Annotated in this window: 16 protein-coding genes; 9 read left to right on the top strand and 7 right to left on the bottom strand. The window is 71.0% G+C overall.

All coding sequences use genetic code 11. From position 1 onward, the window contains the following. Window positions 1-14: 14 nt before the first annotated feature. The 3 genes from D581_RS0109035 to D581_RS0109045 all read right to left on the bottom strand — a co-directional run bounded on the left by D581_RS0109035 (window position 15) and on the right by D581_RS0109045 (window position 6,710). Window positions 15-1,490, bottom strand: a complete 1,476-nt coding sequence (locus D581_RS0109035; RefSeq protein WP_026290350.1) for a hypothetical protein — start codon at window positions 1,488-1,490, stop codon at window positions 15-17. Then, on the bottom strand, window positions 1,483-5,277 hold the full coding sequence (locus tag D581_RS0109040; protein WP_032752621.1) for a bifunctional glycosyltransferase/CDP-glycerol:glycerophosphate glycerophosphotransferase: 3,795 nt from the start codon (window positions 5,275-5,277) through the stop codon (window positions 1,483-1,485). The genes D581_RS0109035 and D581_RS0109040 overlap by 8 nt, the downstream gene beginning before the upstream one ends. A gap of 350 nt (window positions 5,278-5,627) precedes the next feature. Beyond that, complete coding sequence (locus D581_RS0109045; protein ID WP_032752622.1) at window positions 5,628-6,710, bottom strand: PLL family lectin; 1,083 nt, start codon at window positions 6,708-6,710, stop codon at window positions 5,628-5,630. Window positions 6,711-7,001: 291 nt separating this feature from the next. Between D581_RS0109045 and D581_RS0109050 the strand changes: the two genes are divergently transcribed. From D581_RS0109050 to D581_RS0109095, 9 genes are all read left to right on the top strand, one after another. Continuing rightward, window positions 7,002-8,081, top strand: coding sequence for an LCP family protein (locus D581_RS0109050; RefSeq protein ID WP_018956922.1), 1,080 nt, complete (start codon window positions 7,002-7,004; stop codon window positions 8,079-8,081). A gap of 39 nt (window positions 8,082-8,120) precedes the next feature. After that, the gene (locus D581_RS0109055; protein WP_018956923.1) at window positions 8,121-8,516 is read left to right on the top strand and encodes a hypothetical protein; all 396 of its coding nucleotides are present in this window, start codon (window positions 8,121-8,123) and stop codon (window positions 8,514-8,516) included. A gap of 233 nt (window positions 8,517-8,749) precedes the next feature. Next, complete coding sequence (locus D581_RS1000000142015; RefSeq protein ID WP_018956924.1) at window positions 8,750-8,872, top strand: hypothetical protein; 123 nt, start codon at window positions 8,750-8,752, stop codon at window positions 8,870-8,872. 552 nt (window positions 8,873-9,424) lie between these two features. Beyond that, complete coding sequence (locus D581_RS0109070; protein ID WP_018956926.1) at window positions 9,425-10,621, top strand: glycosyl transferase; 1,197 nt, start codon at window positions 9,425-9,427, stop codon at window positions 10,619-10,621. Then, the gene (locus D581_RS0109075; protein ID WP_018956927.1) at window positions 10,596-11,594 is read left to right on the top strand and encodes a DUF6895 family protein; all 999 of its coding nucleotides are present in this window, start codon (window positions 10,596-10,598) and stop codon (window positions 11,592-11,594) included. Before D581_RS0109070 ends, D581_RS0109075 begins: the two co-directional genes overlap by 26 nt. Then, the gene (locus tag D581_RS0109080; protein ID WP_018956928.1) at window positions 11,591-12,781 is read left to right on the top strand and encodes a radical SAM protein; all 1,191 of its coding nucleotides are present in this window, start codon (window positions 11,591-11,593) and stop codon (window positions 12,779-12,781) included. The genes D581_RS0109075 and D581_RS0109080 overlap by 4 nt, the downstream gene beginning before the upstream one ends. A gap of 2 nt (window positions 12,782-12,783) precedes the next feature. Continuing rightward, on the top strand, window positions 12,784-13,773 hold the full coding sequence (locus D581_RS0109085; protein WP_018956929.1) for a DUF6895 family protein: 990 nt from the start codon (window positions 12,784-12,786) through the stop codon (window positions 13,771-13,773). Then, a complete protein-coding gene (locus D581_RS0109090) occupies window positions 13,758-15,260 on the top strand; it encodes an MFS transporter (protein WP_018956930.1) in 1,503 nt (500 codons plus the stop codon). Before D581_RS0109085 ends, D581_RS0109090 begins: the two co-directional genes overlap by 16 nt. Continuing rightward, the gene (locus D581_RS0109095; protein ID WP_018956931.1) at window positions 15,257-17,419 is read left to right on the top strand and encodes a prolyl oligopeptidase family serine peptidase; all 2,163 of its coding nucleotides are present in this window, start codon (window positions 15,257-15,259) and stop codon (window positions 17,417-17,419) included. The genes D581_RS0109090 and D581_RS0109095 overlap by 4 nt, the downstream gene beginning before the upstream one ends. Before the next feature lie 33 nt (window positions 17,420-17,452). On the opposite strand, the gene D581_RS0109100 is transcribed toward D581_RS0109095, so the two are convergent. The 4 genes from D581_RS0109100 to D581_RS0109115 form a co-directional block, all read right to left on the bottom strand. Further along, window positions 17,453-18,907: an amino acid permease gene (locus tag D581_RS0109100; RefSeq protein ID WP_018956932.1), complete on the bottom strand. Its 1,455-nt coding sequence runs from the start codon at window positions 18,905-18,907 to the stop codon at window positions 17,453-17,455. 201 nt (window positions 18,908-19,108) lie between these two features. Beyond that, window positions 19,109-21,022, bottom strand: a complete 1,914-nt coding sequence (gene dxs, locus D581_RS0109105) for a 1-deoxy-D-xylulose-5-phosphate synthase (RefSeq protein WP_018956933.1) — start codon at window positions 21,020-21,022, stop codon at window positions 19,109-19,111. 162 nt (window positions 21,023-21,184) lie between these two features. Beyond that, a complete protein-coding gene (locus tag D581_RS0109110) occupies window positions 21,185-22,498 on the bottom strand; it encodes an ABC transporter permease subunit (RefSeq protein WP_018956934.1) in 1,314 nt (437 codons plus the stop codon). Then, on the bottom strand, window positions 22,495-23,283 hold the full coding sequence (locus D581_RS0109115) for an ATP-binding cassette domain-containing protein (protein WP_026290351.1): 789 nt from the start codon (window positions 23,281-23,283) through the stop codon (window positions 22,495-22,497). Before D581_RS0109115 ends, D581_RS0109110 begins: the two co-directional genes overlap by 4 nt. Window positions 23,284-23,559 lie beyond the last annotated feature (276 nt).

The raw sequence follows: 23,559 nt of genomic DNA on the forward strand, positions 1-23,559 counted from the left end.
ACCGGCCCAGGGCTTCAGTATCGGGGGACGTCCTGCGGGACCGCCGAGGGGATGAACGCACCGGCCACGTGGAAGCCGACCTGGATGCGGCCGGACTCCCCGCCCTGTGCGTCGATCGCGTAGCACTCGACCAGGTGAGGTCCTTCGGGCCATGCCCAGCGTGCGTCCCAGCTCCAGGTCCCGTCGGCGGCCACCACCGTCGCGCCCAGCGACACGCCTCCTTCGACGAACGCCACCTGGAGCGCGCCCGGGGCGTGCCCGGCGATGACTACTCCCGGCCCCGGAAGGTGCTGGTCCGGCGCGGGCAGCGTCACCACGGGCGCCGCGGGAGCCGTGTCGGACGCCGGGCGGACCGGCGCTGCCGTTCCGCCCTGGGGAACGGTGAACCGAGCCTCCGTGCGCGGCGAATGGAATCCGGCCGCGTCCACCGCGAACATGCGGATGACGTGCTCCCCCGCGGACCAGCCTCGTTCCCGGGTCCAGGTCCACCATCCGTCCGGCCCGACCTTCGGCGACCCGATGTACTTACCCTTCTCCCAGAAGCTCAGCCGCACCGCTCCCGTCGCCGTCCCGGTGAACTCCACGACCCCGGTGTGCACGCGCTCGCCGGCAGCGGGCGTATGGACCACGGGGGCGGCGAAGGAGGCCCGCACCTGCGACGTCGCCTTCAGGTATCCGTTGATGCCAGACGTGTCGGCGTCGGGCTGCTCATGGCCGTTGGTGACGACCCCCATCCGGGGGGCGATGCCATCGACCAGGAGGTTGAGCAGCCCCATAAGGGCCGGGACGTTGCGCCGGGTCACCGTCGTGTGGTCGGTGATGAAGGGGGAGTCGCTGTAGATGAAGTTGAAGTTCTCGTGGTTCTGGAAGAGGTTCAGGAAGGGTTCCACCTGGACCGGATAGTTCTCGTCCTGCGGCGAGGACAGCAGGTAGAGGTTGGCCGAGCGGTTCGCTTGCGAGCGCACGAGGTCGGGAAGAACACTGTCGAGGACACGGATCTTCTCCTCGGTGACGTGCCCGCCCATCATGAAGTCGGCGATGGCCGGGCGCTTCTGCACCGACGTGCCGATGCGGAACATCGGCACGATCGAGACGACGTTCCGGAATCCGTATTTCAGGCCGAAGTGCAGCGCCGCGCTGCCGCCCTTCGACCCGCCCCACATCGTGCACTGGTCCGGGGTGAGGCCGAGGGAGTTCATCACGTTCGAGATCAGCGTGATGACGGACCGCTCCAGCTCGAAGTCCATGTCCTTGCAGAGGTAATAGCTGTTCTTGCCGTCGAACATGTCGCGCACCCAGAGGATGTTGGCGCGGACGTTGTCGAATACGCCGTTCGACCAGCCGTAGTCGTCCGGTGCCGAGAAGTTGGCGAACACCACCACCAGGTGCCGGTTGCCGCTCTTGGCGTGGGAGAAGCGGTAGTGGACCGGATAGGCGCCGGAGGCTTCGATCCCGGTGACGACGGTACGGCTCGACACTGCTTTAGACATGAAGGGAATCCGTCCTCGCGGAGTACTGCGCTGCGGTCACGGTGTAGGTGGTCGGCTGGGAGACGGACCGTGCGGGTCGTTGCCCGTGGTCGCCGCTGACGTCCTGTGCGAGCTGCGCGGGCGGCTGGGGCGGGGTGGCGCGCGGTTCTCCCCCGCGGGCACGGTCCGGCTCCAGGTCGCCTCCGGCCACCAGGATGCGATCGGTCAGCCGGGCGGAGGCGTATCCGTCGTCAAGGTCGCAGAACTCGCGCTGGAACCAGCGGTAACGCGCGGTGTACTCCATCTCGATCCGGTCGATGTTCCGGATGGCGGAGATCAGTTCGGAAGACTCGTAGAGCAGCGGGCCAGGGGCGCTCTGCTCGAAGTCGAAGTAGAAGCCGCGCAGGGTGTCCCGGTAGTGGTCCAGGTCGTAGGTGAAGAACAGGATCGGCCGCCCGGTGTTCACGAAGTCGAACATCAGGGACGAATAGTCCGTGATCATCACATCGCTGATCAGCGACAGGTCCGCCATGTCCGGGTAGTCGGACACGTCGAAGACGAAGCCGTCGCCCGCGCCGGGAACGGGGTCCACGACGTTGGGGTGGCGGCGGACCATGAGGACGTGGTCGTTCCCCAGCCTGGCCCGGGCGTCGTCGAGGTCGATCCGGAAGTCGAACTTGTACTTGCCCGGCGCGTAGAACTGGTCGTCGCGCCAGGTGGGCGCGTACATGATGATGCGCTTGCCCTGGGGCAGGCCGATCCGCCGGCGGATCTCCGCGGCGCGGCGCTCCATCCCGGGGCGGCGCAGGATGTCGTTGCGCGGGTAGCCGCACTCGACCATCTCGCCGGGGAACTTGAAGGCCCGCTGGAGGATCGGGGTGGAGAAGCTGTTGGGCGACACGAGCATGTCCCAGTTCTGCACCTCCTTCTCCACCCGCTCCAGATACCGCTGGTCGGCGAAGTGCACCGACTCGATGTCGTGGCCGATCTTCTTGAGCGGCGTGCCGTGCCAGGTCTGTACGACGATCTGGTCGGACCGCTTGGTGAACCAGTCGGGGAGGTGGTTGTTGGCGACCACGTACCGGGAGGTCGCCAGGGCCTCGTACCAATCGGGCGACCACATGCGCACGGGGCGCGCCGTAGGCGGTACGTCGACCTGGTCGTCCCGTACAACCCAGAGGTGTTCGAGTTCGACGCCGCGCCGGATCATCTCCTCGTGGACCGCTCGGGGACTGTCGGAGTACTGGGTCCCCTTGAAGGCGTCGAACAGCACGGCGGGGCGGATGGGCTCGCGACGGGCCTGCGGGTAGGCCTTGGTCCGCAACAGCTTCTGCCGGTACGGGCCCCGCGCGTCCTCGGGCATGGCGGAGTGCACCAGTATCGACAGCCTGTCGTACGCCTCGGCCTGGAGCTCGTAGCGCCGCTCACCCACCTCCAGGTTCTGGGGCATGGACGGAATGATCCCCTGATCGATCTTGATCATGAGGTCCGGTGAACGGTCCTCCGGGGCCACCGCAGACGGGTCCTGACGGCGCAGGAAGAAGTCCCAGCGGCCGGCGGCCAGCGGAATGCCTCCGGCGAGGGTACGCATGGCGGCGGGGGTCAGCACCGAGCGGAACCGGCGCCCTTCCCACTGGATCGGCACCGCCCGCTCGGCGCCGTGGGCGCGCGAACGTACGACGAGGTGAGCGCTGATCCGCTCCGCGGGCGGGAGCAGATCCGCTCCGGCGTAGTCGCAGACGATTTCCAGCGAGCCGTCCGCGAGCCATTCGCCGTCACTGAGCAGGGGCAGGGCGGCGCGCTCGAAGATCACCACGTAGCCGGAGCCGTTGCGGTGGACGACGACCTCCCGGTCCCGCTCCTCCGTCTGGAGTGCTGCGGGCATACGGTAGTGGCCGTCTGCGACGTCCTGGGCCATCACGGGGTACAGCGGTGTCTTACGCCCCTCCACGTGGAGGGTGATCTTCCAGCCGTTGCTGCCCATCGTCCAGGCCTGCGGAACGGTGTCGCCGGTCGCCCGGGAGCCGGGGACGAGGCTGTTGAGCGGGATACGGGTGGCAAAGGTGCACCAGCCCTCGCCACCGGGCTGGAACGTCATCCAGGAGTCGTGCCGGCCGGCGCCGTTCATGCTGGTGACACGGAACTTTCCCCACTCGGGGACGGCGGGGGCGAGCAGGACGCCGCTGATCTCCAGGTTGTTTCCGACCACCCGGTGACGGGTGATGCGGCTGCGGACGATCTCCACCCGGAGCTTCAGACTGCCCTGCACGAAGAGCGGCAGGACGCGGGTGTTCTTGTCGACATAGCGGTACGCCGGGTTGGCAGCGGTTCCGGCGCCGCCCCGGCCGATGCCCTTGTACCGGAACAGCCCCCGGCTGAACACACCGGCGGCGACGTCCCAGGTCCCCTCGACCCACTTGCCCTTCCGCTGGAGCCGGGTGACGTCGAAGCGGCTCTCGAAGCCTGCCCAGTCGTAGCAGTAGCGGCTCTGGTTGGAGAACTCGGTCGCCTGCGGGAAGTAGGTCGTCCTGGCCAGGTTGACGAGCTTGCTGCCGGTCTTCTTGTTGCGGAGCGCCAGCATCTTGGTGGACATGTGGCGCTTGTGCACATTGATGAACCGGATATAGGCGGAGCCCTTGAGGACCAGAGCGTCGCCGTCCCACTCCACCTCGGAGAGCGAACTGTAGGGAGAAAGCTCCTTGTCGAGCCGGTAGTCGCTCTTGTAGAGACCCGTCTTCCGGTTCTCCAGGTGCGGGTAGTTGAGGTAGCGGCGCAACCGTCGGCGGACCGGCAGCGGTCCACCCTTGCGCTCGAACTCCAGGACGTCGAGGAGCTCGCCGAGCCGGCCCTGGTGGACGAGGAGCCACTTGACCCGGGCGTCGGCGGGGAGCTCCTCGATGATGTCGTAGTCGGCCTCGGCGAGGAACTCCTGGGACCAGTGCATGAAGGCGTCGCGGTAGTCGTCGTCCGCGTCGGGGAGAACCTTGAGGTGCAGCATGAGGTCCGACTTGAGGCAGGCGAGATCGTATTTGCGCTTGTGCTCGCGGAACTGGCGCGAGCGGTGTTGCCCGAGGAAACGGCTCACCGACTGCACGGCGGAGACACGGTCGCGCAGATTGGACACCTCGGTGTGGCGCTGCGTGATGGACGGGGCCGCACCGCCGTCGCGGCGACGCCAGAAGTAGACGATGTCCGAGATGACGTCGACCTTGCTCGCCCGGAAGTGCGCGAACATGTTCACCCACGAGTCCTCGTAAAGGACGCCTTCGGGGAACTCGATGAAGTGGTGGTCCCAGAACGACCGACGGAACACCTTGTTCCACACAGTGCGGTCGTAGATCAGGGCCTCGAAGCGCGTTATGTGCGTACCCCTGCGGTCCCGCTGCATGGGGCCCTTGTGGAGCGGCGACTGCCACTTCTTGGTGGAGTTCATCATCTGAACGTTGCCGGAGACGAAATCCGATTCGGATTCGGTCAGCGTGCGGACAAGCAACTCGTAGGCGTATTCGGGGATGACGTCGTCGCCGTCCGCGAACACCAGGAACTCACCGTCGGGGTGCATGGCGCGAAGCCCGGTGTTGCGGGCGTGCCCGGGGCCGTGCGACTCCTGGCGGAACAGTCGGAAGCGCGGGTCGGCCGAGCAGAAGCTCTGGGCGATCGCCGTGGAGGTGTCGGTGGAACCGTCGTCCACCATGATCACTTCGAAGTCACGGAAGGTTTGCCGCGCGATGGACTCCAGGCACTCCGTGAGGTAGGTCTCAACGTCCTGAAAAGGAACGATGACACTCAAACGGGGCCCAGCGGCCATACTTCACACTCCGGTTCGAGGCAGGAGTATCCACCTGCGCAACAACGACTTCCCAACCACCGCACACCGCCCCCGACGAATCCCCGTCGATTCGAAGATCGGGCACACCCCCGTCGATCGCCTGCGGCTCAGCTCTCGAACTGTTGCGTCAGACGCAAATCTTAAGTGAACGTTAAAAGATGTCAATGTGCAGATCCTGCACACAGCTCGACTATGGGCTCGACACACCCCTGTGACATACGCCATGCTTCGCCGCGCACAACCTTCGAGGGGACTCGACGATCTGACGTCACCGGCGTCTGCGCACGGGAATGCGCCAGAGGGCTACGGCCCGCGTGAGGATGCCGGAATCAGAGTCTTCGCCACTCCGAGAGCGTCAGTCCCGGGCCGTCCGTCTGCCGGGCCACCCGCGGGACGCCGTCATCGTCGACGACGACCATCACGACCCGGCCGAAGACGTCCAGGGCCAGAGTCGGCGGCACGAGACACCGCATGCCCGTGTCGGACCACCAGACCCCGTTACCCTCGTCCTCGGTGACTCCCACCCCGACCACGGCGCTTCCGTCGACGCCGCGATGGGCCAGCACCGTGCAGTCATATCCGTCCAGCAGCGCGCGGAGCGCGGTGTGCGGGCCCTCGCCCGGCGCCCCGCCCAAAGCTGTCGGCCAGGCCCCCGCCCGGTATGCCACCACACCGTGGCCCGCGGGGTCGGTCCAGTAGTACGTGGGGCGGTCAGGTCCCGTCTCCAGGACCGCGACCGAACCCGGCGCCGCCGCGAGGCGTGCCGGCTGCCCCTCGCCGAGCGCCCCGCCCGGGGCCTGCTGGGACCAGTGCAGGATGCCGTCCGCAGTGGTGGCGAACAGTTCGATACGGCCGGACGCGAGGGCGATCGCCGCGAGTGTCGACGCTATACCGCTGCCCCGACGGTCGTTCCAGGGCCGCCACTTGCCGTCATTCTGCTCCCGGCGCAGGGACAGTCCGCCGTCCGCGTTCCGGACGAAGATGTGGACCATTCCCGAGGGCGTCACCACGACCGCGGGCTCGCCGAGCCGGCCGGCCGACTCGGCGTCCTTGTGCGGATTTCCGAGAGAGCGCCACTCGGAGACCGGGCGGCCCGTCTGATACTGGATGGCGTAGACGACATCCACAACGGTCCGCCCGTCGGCCTTCCGCCGTTCGCGGCGGCCGACGAAGTGAACGTACGCGTTGACGTCCTGCGTCACCGAGAGATGGGTGAGACCGGCGATCGGAACGAGGACGGGCTGCCCCCACTCCTTCGCCCCCGGGCGCGTCTCGGTCCAGCGCCGGAGTCCGCCCTCCGCCGGAGCGTAGACGGTGAGGCACCCGTCCCTGCCCCTGGTGAGCCACACCCCTAGCAACGTGCCGACCCCGGGAGCGACCCTGGCGGCCGGGCGGGCAGTCCGTCCGAGCATCGTTCCGAGTCACCCTTCCAGACGTTCGACCCATGGCACGTGATTTCGAATCGAACTCATCCTAGACCCTCACAGCGGGCGAACAGATGGTGCTCAGGAGATGAAGACCGCTTGCGGTTCAACGCCGCCATGACGACCGTGCGACCACCTGGCACCCCACAGGACTCGCACGGGTGCTCGACCAGTTGTCTATAGTTCTCCGCACCACGCATGTCGGACCGGTCTCTCCCCCCACCCGAGTCCACCCGCCACAGCCCCATGGGGCCGCGAGACCTAGGGACTCGAAACAGGATGAGCAACGACGTCATGCCTCCGGGCCCACGCACCTCCCGACGCGCGGCCAAGCCCCGCAAGCGCCGCCGCGGACTCAAGATCACGCTCGGTGTCCTGCTCGTCCTGCTGCTCGCCGGCGGCGGAACCGTGTACTGGCTCTACAGCCAGCTCGACGGGAACATCAAGGGCGTCGACATCGACAAGGCGCTCGGCGGGGACCGCCCGGAGAAGCTGCCCACCAGCGGGCAGAATCTGCTGGTCCTGGGCTCGGACTCGCGCGCCGGGGCGGAGAACAAGGAGCTGGGCGGCGGCGGGGGCGTCAGCGGTGCGCGCTCCGACACCGCGATGGTGGTGCACATACCCGAGGGCCGGTCGAAGGCCGTCGCCGTCTCCATCCCCCGCGACACCCTGGTGACCCGGCCCGAGTGCGTCGGGGACAACGGATCCACGGTGTCCGCCAAGGAACGCGTGATGTTCAACTCCGTCTACGCGCAGGTCGGCCCGGCCTGTGTGGTGAAGACGGTGGAGAAGATGTCCGGCGTCCGCATCGACCACTACCTGGAGATCAACTTCGCCGGGTTCAAGGACCTGGTCGACGCCATCGGCGGGGTCACCGTCGACGTACCGCAGGACATCGAGGACAAGGCCTCCGGGCTGAGCCTCACCGCGGGCCCGCAGAAGCTGAACGGCACCGAGTCCCTGGCGTACGTCCGGACCCGGCACGGCATCGGCGACGGCAGTGACCTCGGCCGCATCGGGCTCCAGCAGCAGTTCATGATGGCCCTGCTGAGCGAGGTCAAGTCGCAGGATCTGCTGGGCAGTCCGGCGAACTCGTACAAGATCGCCAAGTCGGCCACCAAGTCGCTCACGACCGACTCGGGGCTCGCCTCGCTCACCTCGCTGGCGGAGTTCGCCCGCTCGATGAACGGCGTCGACCCGGCCTCGATGGAGACGATCATGCTGCCGGTGGCGTACGACAAGATCGACAAGGCCCGGGTGGTCGCGGCCGAGCCGCAGGCGGGTCAGCTGTGGAAGGCGATCCGCGAGGACACCACGATCCCCGAGGAAGCGAAGAAGTCTCCCGCCACCGGGGGCTGAGGCCTCGTCGTGCCGCGCCGCCCGTGACACCCTGCCGGGATGAGCGAGGACGATGCGGTGCTGGTGATCGTGGACGCCGCCAACGTGGTCGGTTCCGTGCCCGACGGGTGGTGGCGGGACCGGCGCGGGGCGGCGACCCGGCTGCGTGACTCGCTGGTCCCGTACGCGGCGGCCGGGCTGCCGGGGCTGCCCGGCCCCGTCGAACTGGTGCTCGTCGTGGAAGGGGCCGCCCGGGGCGTCGCCTCCGTGGCCGGGGTGCGGGTCGACTCGGCCCCCGGCAGCGGCGACGACCTGATCGCCGAGCTGGCGGCCGGGGCCGCCCCGGGCCGGGACTGCGTCGTCGTCACCGCCGACCGGGGACTGCGGCAGCGGGTCGAGGCGTACGGGGGACGCTGCGTGGGCCCCCGTACGGTACGGCCGTCGCCGGACGCGTAGCGGTCCCCCGGTCCGTCCCCTCCTGAGGCCTCACCCCGGGTCCGTGGCTCCTGAGGCCAGGGTCTGCGGTCCGTGACTCCTCAGCCGCTTCCCTGGTCCGTACGGTCTGCGGCCGGCGCCCGTTTCATGGGCCGTATACCGGCGTCGGGCCGACGGTCAGGCGTTCCCATACCGCACCTTCGTACGTTCCTTCTCAGCCGGTGCAACCGACACCGTCGACAGAGGAGAAGAACATGCCTGAGAACCAGAGCCAGGAGCCGACCGAGGCCGAGGACTTCGAGGTCGTCGCGCACAGCGAGGACGGCGAGGACGAGGCGGGCATCTGCGTCACCAACAACAGCGACATGCTGCAGTAACTCGTTCCGTCGAGTCCTGCTCACCGCGCGGGCCCCGGCGCTCGGACGGACCCTTCCGAGCGCCGGAGGCCCAGCCGCCGTCGGCCCGCCCGCTGTGAGACCCGCCCGCCGTCAGGCCCGGCCGTCGTCGGCCCCGCCCGTCGCCAGGCGCACCCACCGTCAGGCCCGGCCACCGTCAGGCGCACCCCCGTCGGCCCCGCTCGTCGTCCTGCCCGGCCACCGTCGGCCCCGGCAGCCGTGAGGCCCGGCCACCGTCAGCCCCGGCCACCGTCGGCCCCGGCAGCCGTGAGGCCCGCTCCCTGTCGGCCCTCCCGCCCGGTCGGCCCCGCCACCGCAAGCCACCGCCGCCCGCCACGCCCCGAGGGAGCACCGAGTGACCCCCGCCGCCCTACCGGCACAGCGCCGGCGCCCGCACCGGGCCCCGCAGCACGCGGTGCACGCGGTGCACGCGGTGCACGCGGTGCACGCGGTGCGGGAACTCCCGGCGCCGGCCGCTCCGCTCCGGGACGCCTCGTCCGGCAGCCGGCCGGCCCGCCCCCACCGGAGGGCGTCGTGAGGATCCTGCTGTGTCCGCTCAGCGACGGCGGCTACCTCTACCCGGCGATCGCGGCCGGTCGTGAGCTCCGGCGGCGCGGCCATCACGTCAGCGTGCTGGGCAGATCCGGCGCCGCCCCGGTCGCCGCCGACGCCGGACTGCCGTTCGCGGCGACGGAGGACTTCGGCGAACGGCGCGCGTTCTCCGTCGCGTGGTGGGGCACCTCCGCCATGGCCCAGCACCGGGCGACCGTGCGCGCCGCCCGCGCGGACCGGGCCGACCTGCTCATCACCTCCGTGCTGTGCCACGGCGCCCTGCTCGCCGCCGAAGTGCTCGGCCTTCCCGTGGTGGTGGTCGGGCTCTCGGTCCACCTCTGGGACTACCGGGCGGGCGGGGACGACGAGCCGCCCCTGGGCAGGCCCCGGCGGAACCGGACCCGTGAGATGCGTCAGCAGTACGCCGAGGTGCGGGAACAGGCCGGGCTGCCGGCGCGTGGCCCTCGGTGGGGGGACGACCCGCTGCCGGGCGACGCCCTGCTGCTGCGCGGCGACCCGGCGCTGGAGTACCCGGGCGCCGAACTGCCCGACCGGGTCGTGCGCGTGGGGCCGCTGCGCTGGGAGCCGACGCCCGGACCGGGCGAGGTCGAAGCGGTCCGGGAGCAGGTGGCGCGGTCCGGGAAGCCCCTGGTGTACGTCCACCTCGGGCGTGTGTTCGAGGGTGGCAGCCGGTGGCCCCACCTGAACGAGACCTTCGCCGGCGGCCGGTTCCAGGCCGTGGTCGAGCAGGGCCGGTCCCCGCGCCCCGAACCCGTCCCCGGCGCGGACATCCTGACGGTGCGCAAGCCGTGGATGGGCCCGCTGATCGACCTGGCCGACCTGGTGCTGACCAGCGGCACCTCCGCCCCCGTACTCGCCGCCCTGCTGCGCGGCCGCCCTCTGGCCGCCTCGCCCAACGGCTCCGAGCAGCCGCTGCTCACCGGTGCCTGCATGCGGGCCGGTGTGGGCGTGCACCTGCCGAAGTCCACGCCGTCCAACTGGCCGGCGCTGCTCGAATCGGCCTGGCGGGACGACGCCCTGCGAGGCCGCGCCCGGGCCCTCGGCCGGAAGCTGGCCGAGATGGACGGCGCAGCCCGTGCGGCCGACGTCGTCGAGCGCGTGTCCCAGCACTCCGTGATCCCGAAGGAGGACCATGACTACGCGAACGTCAGCCCCTGACACGGACGGCGGGACAGCCGCCGCCGAGGAGACCGTCGCGACCCTGGCAGCGGATACGGGGCGGTGGCTGGGGCTCCACGCGGGCCGTCTCGACTCCCCGGCCGGCCGCGCCGAACTGCCCGTGACACCGCGGGTGAAGGCCCTCCTGCAACTCGCGCTGCTCCGCCGCTGCTGGCAGAAGGCCGCGCCGGACGACACCGCCCTGGAGCCCGTGCTCGCGGTCGTGGAACACGCCTGGCGGCGGCCGGACTTCCCGCGCCTGATCGCCCACTCCCCCGACAGCGCACGGCCGTTCGGTCTGATCTGGGCCGCTCTGGCACCGGCCGGGGCCGTCACCGACGCCCGACGCGCCGTGCTCGACCGGCTGTCCGCCGACGGCTATCTGATGCCGCGCCGCAAGTCGCCCTACCTCCACCTGGGCACCCGCTTCTACGCCGAACTCGCGGGCATCGGGCACGAACTGGCCTCGTACGAGGAGCTGTACGCGTGCAGCATGCTGGCGCGCGCCGACAGCGTGCCGTCGGCCGGACTGGACGTCTGCCAGGTGACGGACACCGTGTTCTACCTCTCCGACTACGGCTTCCGCGACACGGGCCTGGACGCCGAGGCCCGGGAGCGGGCGTCGCGCGTGGTGGAGCGGCTCACCGACCACTGCGTACGCGAGGACGCGTGGGAGTACGCGGCCAAGCTGCTGCTCGCCCAGCACTGCCTGGGCTCGGACCCGCTGCGGACGCCTTCGGGGGCGGCGGCCCTGAGGATGCTCGCGGGGGCCCGGTCGCCGGACGGCTCGATACCCGGCAAGACCGCCCTGGGACGGGCCCCGGCGTCCGCCCCTCCCCAGCAGTACTTCCGGTGGGCCTACCAGCCGACGCTCGTCACGGCGCTGACGACGCTGCTGCTCGCCGACGGCCACCGCCCCCGCCCCCGCCCCGTTCCGGTCACGGCACCACCCACAGCACGGAGGACGCGATGAGCCTGCAACAGGTCCAACTCCCGGACGGCGCACGCCTCCTCGAAGGCAGGCGCAACTGGTGGTTCCTCGGCCGGGGCGGGGTCGTCCGCCTCGGCGGCCGGCACGTCACCCCCGACGGCGACCTGCTGCCCAACACGGAGCGCCGGCTGCGCGAGCGCGGCATGTTCGCCTCCCCGCCGGTCCGCTCGTACGCGCTGACCGTCCTCACCAGCACCAACTGCAACCTGGGCTGCGGATACTGCTTCCAGAACACCGCCCAGGACGCCACGAACGGCAGCCGCCCGCCCAGGATCGCCCGGACCCGTCTCACCTCGGAGACCATCACCTCGATCCTCGGGTTCACCGAGCGCCAGATGGCCGCGGCCGAACTGGACAGGCTGCGGATCCTCCTGTTCGGCGGGGAGCCCCTGCTCAACCCGCGCGGCTGCCTGGAGCTGCTGGAGCGGGCGGCGGGCATCGGGATGACGTCGGCCTGGATGATCTCCAACACCACCCTGCTCACTCCGCGGCTCGCGCGGCAGCTCTCCGGCCTCGGGCTCGACTCCGTCCAGGTCACGTTCGACGGCGACCGCGCCGACCATGACCGCATCCGGGTCAACAGGGCCGACAACGGCGGCACTTACGACAAGATCGTCCGCAACATCGTCGCGGCGAGCGAGGTCACGCCGATCCGGTGGACCCTGCGGGTCAACGTCTCCCAGGAGACCTTCGACGGCGTCGACGCGCTCGTCGACCGGCTCGCGGCGGAACTGGACCCCTCCCGGTGCGCCCTGTACTTCGCCCGGGTCGGCGACGTGGGCATCGGCTACGCCAACGACCTGCTGCACACGGGCGAGCTCTCGGCCCACTTCACCCGGTGGCAGCGCCGGGCGCTCGAACTCGGCTTCACCGTGAGCCGTCCAGGCGCCCGCCGGCCCTGCCGCACCTGCGGCCACACCGAGGGCCGCTACGGCGCGGTGATCAGCGCGGACGGGACCCTGGCCAGCTGCTGGGAGACCGCGGGCAAACCCGACTGGGAGGTCGGCACGGCGGCGCAGGGCTACCGGCCCGCCGAGGCGACCCGCGACCGCTGGATCTCCTGCGAGGACCTCTACCGCTACGACGAGGACACCCGCAACCTCAGGCGGTTCCGCGACGACGTGGACGCCACCCTGCTCGACTACCTGGACGAGACGGAGCGCCTGTAGCCATGACGTCATCTCTCGACCAGCTCTCCGCCGGCACGCTCGACTGGTTGGGAGCCAGCCTGGACCACTTCGACCCGTTCGCGGCCGACGCGGGGACGGCGACGCACCAGCAGGCGAAGGCCGTGCTGGAGCTGGCGCTGCTGTGCCACTGCTCGGCGCGGGCCGGCGGACCGCACGACGAGCGGCTGGACGGGGCGGCCGCCCTGCTGCGCAAGCTCTGGCAGCGCCCGGAGCTCCCGCGGCTCTTCGACGCCCACCCCCCTTCCGCCCCCACCTACGGACTGGTCTACGCCGCGCTCGCCCCCGACGGGATCGACGACACGCTGTGCCGGGCCACGCTCGCGCGGCTCGCTCCCGACTTCCTCTCGCCGGCCGGCAAGTCGCCGCTCAAGCGCATGGAGATCCGCTTCTACGCGGACAAGGCGGGTGCGGACCACACCATCGAGCCGTACGCCGAACTCGTCGGACAGAGCCCGCTCGTCACCCTGACCGCCGCGGCGCCGGGGAGCGCGGAAACGGGGGACGTGGTTACGGGGGACATGGTTACGGGGGACATGGTTACGGGAGACGCGGCACCGCTCACCAACTCCGAGGGATACTCCCTCACCCACGCCGCCTTCTTCCTCGGCGACTACGGGCGGACCGCGACCGGTCTGGACGGGGACCGCCTGGCACACGCGCGGGAGCTGGTCCGCCGGATGCTGGACCACTGCGTCGGGCAGGACCGGTGGGACCTGGCCGCCGAACTCGTCATCACCCAGTTCATCCTGGGTCTTGAGCCGCTGCGCACCCCCTCGGGGGCGGCGGCCGTGGAGTGCCTGGTGCGGGCCCAGCGGTCCGACGGGGCGATTCCCGGGCGGTCGGCCGCGCTCATCGCGTCCCGGTCGGCCCCGGCCGGGGAGTTCTTCCGGAAGGCTTACCACACGACGCTGGTGACCGCTCTGATGACCCTGGTCCTCTCCTCGGGGAGGCCGTCATGGCACCGCGACTGACCCTCATCAGCCCCGACTTCACGCGACTCTGGTTCGGGCAGGCCGTCTCGTCCATCGGGGACATGGTCTTCAGCACCACCCTGATGCTGTGGGTGGCCACCGTACTGGCGAAGGACGAGAGCTGGGCCCCGGCGGCGGTGAGCGGCGTCCTGGTGGCGGGCGGCACCGCCGTGCTGGTCGTCGGTCCGATCGCGGGCGTCTTCGTCGACCGCTGGGACAAACTCCGCACGATGCTCGGCACCGAAGTGCTGCGCGGCGGTCTGGTGGCGCTGCTGACCGCCGTCTCCTTCCTGCCGGCCGACGCGCTGCCGGCCGGGGTGTGGCTCGCCCTCGTCTACGGCACGGTGCTGCTCCTGCACGCGGCCGCCCGGTTCTTCGCACCGGCCCGCTTCACGATCATCGCGGACCTGGTGACCGGTGACGCCGACCGCGCCAGGGCCGCCGGCATCACCCAGGCGACCAGTCAGACGGCCCTGATCGTCGGCCCGCCGCTCGCCGCACCGCTGTTCTTCACGCTGGGCGTGCAGTGGGCCATGCTCTTCAACGCCCTCTCCTACCTGGTGTCGTACATCGCCATTCGTTCGGTCCGGGTGGCCCCCACCGCGAAGGCCGCGGTCGACGGGAGCGGCACGGGGAAGGCCCCGGGTCCCCGTGCCGCCGGTCCCCGTGCCGGCGTGCTGCGGGAGCTCGTGGCGGGTCTCCGCTTCTTCGGGCGCAGCAAGTTCCTGGTCGCGCTGCTGGTCTTCGCCGTGATCGGCCAGTTCGGGGCCGGTGCGCTGAACACGCTCAACATCTTCTTCACGACCGAGAACCTCGGCATGTCGGCCCGGCTCTTCGGCTACGTCGGCATGGCCATCGGGGTGGGCGGCATCGTCGGCGCGCTGTGCGCCGGCCGGGTGGTGCAGTGGATCGGGGCGCGGCGGACGACGTGGGTCGGCCTGCTGGTGAGCGGCGCCCTGCTGATCGCCTACTCCCGGCAGACCGGATTCGTCGGCGGCATCGTCCTGCTCGTCCTGTTCACCATTCCCCTCACCGTGCTGAACACCGCGATGGCCCCGCTGCTGCTCTCGGCGGCGTCCGCCGAGTACCGCGGGCGGGTGGTCGCCGTGTTCCAGCCGATGACGCAGCTGGCGGCGATGGTCGCGGCGGCGCTGTCCGGCTGGCTCGCCGGCACCGTGCTGCGGGACTTCGACGCCTCGGTGGCGGGCCTCCGGTTCGGCCCCATCGACACGATCATCGCCGTGGCCGGGCTCTGCATCCTGCTGTCCGGTCTCTACGCCCGCGCCGCCCTGCCCGACCCGGAGACCGCCGAGGACGACGGCCCCGCCGGAGGACCGGCCGGGCAGGAAGGAGCCGGGGAGCCCACCGGGTCGGCCGAGGAGCCCACCGGAACCGCCGGGGAATCCACCGGACCGGCCGAGGAGGCGGCCGCGCGGCGCGCCGTTGTCCGAAGCACCGCCCCACCACGACGAGGGAGCACCGAGTGACCTCCGCCGCCCGACCGGCACCGCACGAGTACCCCCGCACGGCCCGGCAGGACGTCGTGGACGAGGTGCACGGGGTGCCCGTCCCCGACCCGTACCGCTGGCTGGAGGACGCGAAGGCGGACGCGGTGATCCGCTGGGACGCCGAGCAGGAGGCCCTCTACGCGGCGGCGCGGGCGACCTGGCCCGGCCGGGAGCGGTGGGAGGCGGAGGTGGCGGCGCTCACCGCCGTCGATCGCGCGACACCGCCCAGGGTCCGCGGCGGCAGGGTCTTCTGGCTGCGGCAGGACGCGGGCCAGGAGCATCCCGTGCTCATGGTGGCGGAGCCCGGAGCGGATACGGGAGCGGACACCGGGGCGCATACCGGGCGGGTGTTGCTGGACACCCAGGCCCTCGACCCGTCCGGACGCACCGCACTCGACGCCTGGCAGCCGTCCCTGGAGGGCGATCTGCTGGCCTTTCAGGTCTCCCGGGACGGCACCGAGGACTCGCGGCTCCAGGTGATCGACGTGGCGACCGGGAAGGTCGTCGACGGGCCGGTGGACCGGGTGCGGAGGTCGTCGGTCGCCTGGTTGCCCGGCGGCGAGGCGTTCTACTACGTCCGGCGGCTGGACCCGCGGCTGAACCCCGGCGAGGAGCAGTACCACCGCCGGATCTGGCTGCACCGGGTCGGGACCGCGCCCGGCACGGACGCCCTGGTTTTCGGCGAGGGCCGGGACAGGACCCAGTTCTACAGCGTCTCCGCGTCCGCGGACGGCCGCTGGCTCGGGATCAGGGCCACGCTCGGCACCGGCCGCCGCACCGACCTCTACCTGGCCGACCTGACCGCGGGACCGCTGGAGCGGCCGCTGCTGGTGCCCGTCCAGGAGAACACCCCGGCCGCCACCCATCTGCACGTGGCGCCCGGCACCGGCCCACGGGACCCGGTGTGGCTGCGCACCGACCACGGCGCCGCTCGCGGGCACGTCGTCGCGTGTCCGCCGGACGCGCTGCACCGGGGCCCGGAGGCGTGGCGGGAGGTGGTCGCGGGACGTCCCGACGCGGTCCTCACCCACTTCGCGGTGGTCTCGGGACCCGAGCTCGACCACCCGCTCGGCCTGGCCGCCTGGACCCGCCGCACGGTGGCGGAAGTGACCGTGCACGATCTGACGGACGGCAGGCAGGTGGCCTCGGTACCGCTGCCGGGCAGCGGCACCGTCGACGGCTTCGCGTCCGGGCCGGCCGGGAGTCACGAGGCCTGGTTCACCTACACCGACTTCGTGACGCCGACGCGCGTCCTCCGCTTCGACGGGCGGACGTGCCGCGCGACGCGCTGGGAGCACGGCGCCCGGCACGCGCCCGAGGCCGAGGGGGCGGTCACCCGGCAGGTCGCCTTCCCGTCCCGGGACGGGACGACGGTACGGATGTTCGTGATCTCCCCCACCGGCCGCCCGGACGTGCCGCGCCCGGCCCTGCTCACCGGATACGGCGGCTTCGGCCAGATCATGTCGCCCCGGTACCGGCCCCAGGTCCTCGCCTGGGTCAGGGCGGGCGGCGTCTTCGCCTGGGCGGGGCTGCGCGGAGGCGGCGAGGAGGGCGAGGAGTGGCACCTCGCCGGCAGCGGGGCCAACAAGCAGAACACCTTCGACGACTTCGCCGCCGCCTCCGACCACCTGCTGGCGGCCGGCTGGGCCGAGGAGGGGCGGGTCGCCGTCATGGGCTCCTCCAACGGCGGGCTGCTGGTCGGCGCGGCCCTGACCCAGGAGCCCGAGAAGTACGCCGCCGCGGTGTGCCGCGTCCCGCTCCTGGACATGGTCCGCTTCGAGGCGTCGGGGCTGGGGCCCAGCTGGGTGCCCGAGTACGGCAGTGTGCGCGACCCCGCCCAGGCGCGGACGCTGCTGGGCTACTCCCCGTACCACCGCGTCACGCCCGGCGTCAGCTACCCGGCGGTGCTGCTGGCCGCCTCGGACGGTGACACCCGGACCGACCCGCTCCACGCGCGCAAGATGTGCGCCGCCCTGCAACATGCCACGTCCGGGGCGGGGCCGGTCCTGCTGCGGCTGGAACGCGGCGTCGGGCACGGCGCCCGCGCGCTCTCGCGCGTGGTGGCGCTGGAGGCCGAGTGCCTGGCGTTCCTGGCCGGGCAGGTGGGTCTGCGGGCGCCGGGCGGGGCCGTTCCGTGAGGACCCGGCCCGGCACGGACGTCAGCGGCCCCCCTAGGCCATGCGGCTGTGGGAGCGCCCGTACACGAAGTAGACGATCACGCCGAGGACCATCCAGGCGCCGAAGCGGACCCAGGTCTCCACCGGCAGGTTGAGCATCAACCAGACCGACGCGGCCACCGAAGCGATCGGGAGCACCGGCACCCACGGGGTACGGAACGCGCGGGGCAGGTTCGGCTGGGTGCGGCGCAGGACCAGGACGCCGAGGGCGACGATGACGAACGCGAAGAGCGTGCCGATGTTCACCAGGGTGGCCAGCTCCTCGATGCTCGTGAACCCGGCGATGATCGCGATCAGCACGCCGAGCAGGATCGTCGGGCGGTAGGGCGTGCGGAAGCGCGGGTGCGTCTTGGAGAAGAAGCGCGGGAGCAGGCCGTCGCGGCTCATCGCGAAGAAGACCCGGGTCTGGCCGAGCAGCAGGATCATGCAGACCGTGGTGAGACCGACCGCCGCGCCGAAGCTGATCAGCCCGGCGTAGAAGGGGTGCCCGGTGGCCTTGAAGGCGTCGGCGAGCGGGGCGCTGACGGAGAGTTCGCTGTAGTGCTGCATGCCGGTGACCACGATGGAGACCGCCACGTAGAGAACCGTGCAGATGATGAGCGAGCCGAGGATGCCGCGCGGCATGTCACGCTGGGGCAGCTTGGTCTCCTCGGCGGCGGTGGCCACCACGTCGAAGCCGATGAAGGCGAAGAAGACGATGGAGGCGGCGGTGAAGATGCCCATCACGCCGAAGTTCGTGGGTTCGTAGCCGAACAGCAGCTGCACGAGCGGCGCGTCCCAGCCCGAGCCGGCGGGCTGCTTCTCGGCCGGCGGGATGAAGGGCTTGTAGTTCTCGGCCTTGATGAAGAAGGCTCCCGCGATGATCACCATGAGGACCACCGCGACCTTGATCGCCACCACGACCGAGGTGACCCGGGCGGACAGCTTCATGCCGACGACCAGGATGACGGTCAGGACCAGCACCAGGGCGAAGGCCAGGATGTCGAAGCCGAATCCCTCCGCCACATCCGGTCCCGAGAGCGCTTCGGGCATCGTCCAGTCGACGTTGTCCATCAGTGAGCGGACGTAGCCGGACCAGCCGACGGCGACCACCGCGGTGCCCAGCGCGAACTCCAGCACCAGGTCCCAGCCGATGATCCAGGCCACCAGTTCGCCCAGCGCGGCGTAGGCGAAGGTGTAGGCGGAGCCGGCCACGGGGACGGTGGAGGCGAACTCGGCGTAGCAGAGCGCGGCCAGCGCGCAGACGACGCCCGCCACGGCGAACGCGATGGCGGTGGCGGGGCCCGCCGTCTCCTTGGCGACCTGTCCGGTGAGGACGAAGATGCCGGTGCCGATGATGACGCCGACGCCGAAGACCGTGAGGTCCAGGGCGGAGAGGGACTTCTTGAGCGCGTGTTCCGGCTCCTCGGTGTCCAGGATCGACTGTTCGACGGACTTGGTGCGGAACATGCCGTTTCCGCGGGGTGGTGTGACCTGCGCGCTCACCTGCGATACCTCCACGCATTCGTTGTGAACGCCATGATGGGGACCCCGCCGGACGCGAACGCGCCATCTGGCCCGTTTCATGCGAATGGGCCGGGAGAACCACCCGTGCAGGGGCGGTTCTCCCGGCCCATCGGCCGTACGGAGAGGTGTTCGCGGGTTCGCGCGTCAGTCGCGGGCGGGCTCCACCGCGCGGCTCTCGAAGCGGCCGTCGAGCTTGGCGACCAGGCCGGTGACCTGCCGGGCGATGTCCGGCGCGGTCAGGCCGATCTCGGCCATGACCTCGCCGCGCGAGGCGTGGTCGAGGAAGACCGGCGGGATGCCGAAGTCGCGCAGGGGTACGTCGACGCCGGCGTCGCGCAGGGCCTGGGCGACGGCGGAGCCGACGCCTCCGGCACGGCTGTTGTCCTCGACCGTGACGACGACGCGGTGGCGCTCGGCGAGCGGGGCGAGCGCCTCGTCGACGGGCTTGACCCAGCGGGGGTCGACGACGGTGCTGGAGATGCCCTGGGCGTCCAGCAGATCGGCGGTCTCCAGACACATCGGGGCGAGCGCGCCGACCGAGACGATCAGGACGTCCGGGCGGGCGGCCTTCGGCTCGCGCAGGACGTCCATGCCGCCGACCCTGCCGACCGCCTTGACGGCGGGGCCGACCGCGCCCTTGGAGAAGCGGACCACCGTGGGCGCGTCGTCGACGGCGACGGCCTCGCGCAGCTGGGCGCGGACCTGGTCGGCGTCGCGCGGGGCGGCGATCCGGAGCGTGGGCACGCACTGGAGGATCGACATGTCCCACATGCCGTTGTGCGAGGCGCCGTCCGTGCCGGTGATGCCGGCCCGGTCCAGGACGAAGGTCACACCGCACTTGTGCAGGGCGACGTCCATCAGGACCTGGTCGAAGGCGCGGTTGAGGAAGGTGGCGTAGACCGCGAAGACCGGGTGGAGTCCGCCGGTGGCCAGGCCGGCCGCGGAGGCCGCGCCGTGCTGCTCGGCGATGCCGACGTCGTAGATCCGGTCCGGGAAGGCGGCCTCGAACTTGCCGAGGCCGACGGGCTGGAGCATGGCCGCGGTGATCGCGACGATGTCCTCGCGCTCGTGGCCGAGCTTGACCATCTCCTCGCCGAAGACAGAGGTCCAGTCGAGGCCGGAAGTGGCGATCGGCAGACCGGTGTCCGGGTGGATCTTGCCCACCGCGTGGAAGCGGTCGGCCTCGTCCTGGAGGGCGGGGGTGTAGCCGCGGCCCTTCTCGGTGAGGCAGTGCACGATGACCGGGCCGCGGAAGCGCTTGGCACGCTGGAGCGCGGATTCCAGGGCCTCGATGTCGTGGCCGTCGATCGGGCCGACGTACTTCAGGCCGAGGTCCTCGAACATGCCCTGCGGGGCGATGAAGTCCTTGAGGCCCTTCTTGGCGCCGTGCAGCGTCTCGTACAGCGGGCGGCCGACGACCGGGGTGCGCTCCAGGATGTCCTTGCCGCGGGCCAGGAACCGTTCGTAGCCGTCGGTCGTACGGAGGGTGGCGAGGTGGTTGGCCAGGCCGCCGATGGTCGGGGCGTAGGAGCGCTCGTTGTCGTTGACGACGATGACGAGGGGGCGGTCCTTGGCGGCGGCGATGTTGTTCAGCGCCTCCCAGGCCATACCGCCGGTGAGCGCGCCGTCGCCGATGACCGCGACGACGTGGTCGTCCTTCTTCAGGACCTCGTTGGCCTTGGCGAGGCCGTCGGCCCAGCCGAGGACCCCGGAGGCGTGGCTGTTCTCGATGACGTCGTGGTCGGACTCGGCACGGGAGGGGTAGCCGGAGAGGCCGCCCTTGCTCTTGAGCCGGGAGAAGTCCTGGCGGCCGGTGAGCAGCTTGTGCACGTAGCTCTGGTGGCCGGTGTCCCAGAGCACCCTGTCGCGGGGCGATTCGAAGACCCGGTGCAGGGCGATGGTGAGCTCGACGACGCCGAGGTTGGGGCCGAGGTGTCCGCCGGTCTTGGAGACCGCGTCCACGAGGAAGGTGCGGATCTCCTCCGCGAGCTGGTCCAGCTCACCGAGGCTGAGCCGGTCCAGGTCGCGCGGTCCCTTGATGCGGGTCAGCAGATCCACCCGTGCCTCCTTGCGTTTGAGCTGATCGAGCGTGCCGATCCGATGAGTCTAATGTTCCGCTCGCGGCGGCGGGCATCGGCGGCCCTGTTCGAACACGGAATGCCGGAAACGCGCAGGTGCCCGGCGCCCCTGCGGGCACCGGGCACCTGCGCGGTTGTGCTGTCAGGCGCGGCCCGCGGTCTTCTGGGTCCTCCGGGTGACGGAGTCGATGACGACCGTGGCGAGAAGCACGGCTCCCGTGACCATGTACTGGATCGGGGTGGCGATGCCCTCCAGCGACAGGCCGTACTGGATGGAGACGATCACCATGACGCCGAGCAGCGCGTTCCAGGTGCGTCCCCGGCCGCCGAAGAGGCTGGTGCCGCCGATGACGGCCGCCGCGATGACGTTCATCAGGAGGTCGCCGGTGCCGGAGCCCTGGTTGGCCGCCGCGATCTTGGAGGCCCAGAACAGGCCGCCGATCGCCGCGAAGGTCCCCGCGATGGAGAAGACGGAGATCCGGATCGCGGTGACGTTGATGCCGGCGCGCCGGGAGGCCTCGACGCTGCCGCCGAGCGCGAAGATCTTCCGCCCGAAGGCCGTGCGGCGGAGCAGGAAGTCCGTGCCGACCAGGACGATCAGGAAGAGGACCAGGGCGAGCGGCAGGCCGCGGTACTGGTTGAACATGTACGCGGCGGCGAAGCCGAACACGCCGATGACCGCGGTGCGCACGAGGATGTCGGCGAGCGGGCGGGCCGGGATGCCGGCCGCCTCGCGGCGGCGGGTGTCCAGGAAGGCGGCGGCGAAGTAGCCGACGACCGCGATGGCGGCGAGCCCGTAGGCGGCGGCGACGTCGGTGAAGTAGTACGTGGTCAGCTTGCCGACCACCCCGTCGCCGTCCAGGTTGATCGTGCCGGAGTCGCCGAGCAGCTGGAGCATGAAGCCGAGCCAGAACAGCAGGCCGGCCAGGGTGACGGCGAAGGCGGGCGCCCCGACCCGGGCGAAGAAGAAGCCGTGGATCGCGCCCATCACCGCGCCGCTGACGATGGCGACGAGGATCGCCAGCCACTCGTTCATGCCCTGGGTGACGCTGAGCACCGCGACGAGGGCGCCGGAGACACCGGAGACGGAGCCGACCGAGAGGTCGATCTCGCCGAGCAGCAGGACGAAGATGATGCCCACGGCCATCATGCCGGTGGCGACCATCGTGGTAGCGATGTCGCTGATGTTCTTCGCGGAGAGGAACTCGGAGTTCATGCTCTGGAAGACGATGGCGATGATCGCGAGGCCGACGATCACCGGGATCGAGCCCAGGTCGCCACCGCTGATCCTGCGCTTGAACTCGGTGACGTAGCCGCCGAGGCCCTGCTCGCGGATGAGCAGGCGGGGGTCGATCACCGTGGCGGCGCCATCGGCCGCGTCCGGGTTGCCGACCGGCGGCGCGTCGGCCGGGGTGCCGGCCTTCTCCAGCGAGGTGGCGGACTTGTCGGTGGTCACTTGGAAACCTCCGCGTTGCGCGCCGCACGTCGGGTCACGGCGTTTTCCGTGGCGCCGGTGATGGCGGAGATGATCTCTTCCTGGGAGGTGGTCTTCACATCGAAGACACCGTTGTTCCGGCCCAGCCGGAGCACGGCGACCTTGTCGGCGACGGCCTTCACATCGGCCATGTTGTGGCTGATGAGGATGACCGCGTGGCCGCGTTCGCGCAGTCGCTCGACGAGGTCGAGCACCTGGGCGGTCTGCTCGACGCCGAGGGCGGCGGTCGGCTCGTCGAGGATGACGAGCCGGGGCTCGCCGAGCATCGACCGGGCGATGGCCACGGTCTGGCGCTGGCCGCCGGAGAGCGAGGCGATCGGGATGCGGACGCTCGGGATGCGGATGGAGAGCGTGGACAGCAGCTCGCGGGAGCGGCGCTCCATCTCCACCTCGTCCAGGATGCCGAACCTGCGCAGCTCCCGGCCGAGGTAGAGGTTGCCGACGACATCGATGTTGTCGCACAGCGCGAGGTCTTGGTAGACGGTCGCGACGCCGAGGTTCTGGGCGTCGTGCGGCTTGTCGATCCGCACGGCCTTGCCCTCCCACTCGATGACGCCGTCATCGATGGGGTGCACTCCGGCGATCGTCTTGACCAGCGTTGATTTGCCGGCGCCGTTGTCGCCCACCAGGGCGACCACCTCACCGGCGTGGACCTCAAGCTCTACATCGGTGAGTACCTGGACGGCACCGAAGCGCTTGGAGACCCCTCGCAACGCCAACACGGGCGTAGCGGACACATGAACCATCTCCTTCGCCGCCTGACCGGCGGGGATGCCGCGCCCGGGGGAAGGCGCGGCGGTGTCGAGCACAGAGAGAGAAAACAGGGTGAAGCGTTCCGTCCGACGCCCCGCCCGGTAGCGGGACGGTTGGTGTGCGGGGCGCCGGACAGGCTTCGTGGCGCGCGTGCGGGCCGGGGTGCGGCGGGCACGTGCGCGGGCGGTGGGGCCGCCGGCGCCCTCGCGGGATCGCGGCGGGCGTCGCGGCGGGCGGGACCCGTGGGCTCGGGGGAGGCCCGGGTATCC

It is taken from the genome of Streptomyces sp. CNB091 (assembly GCF_000377965.1).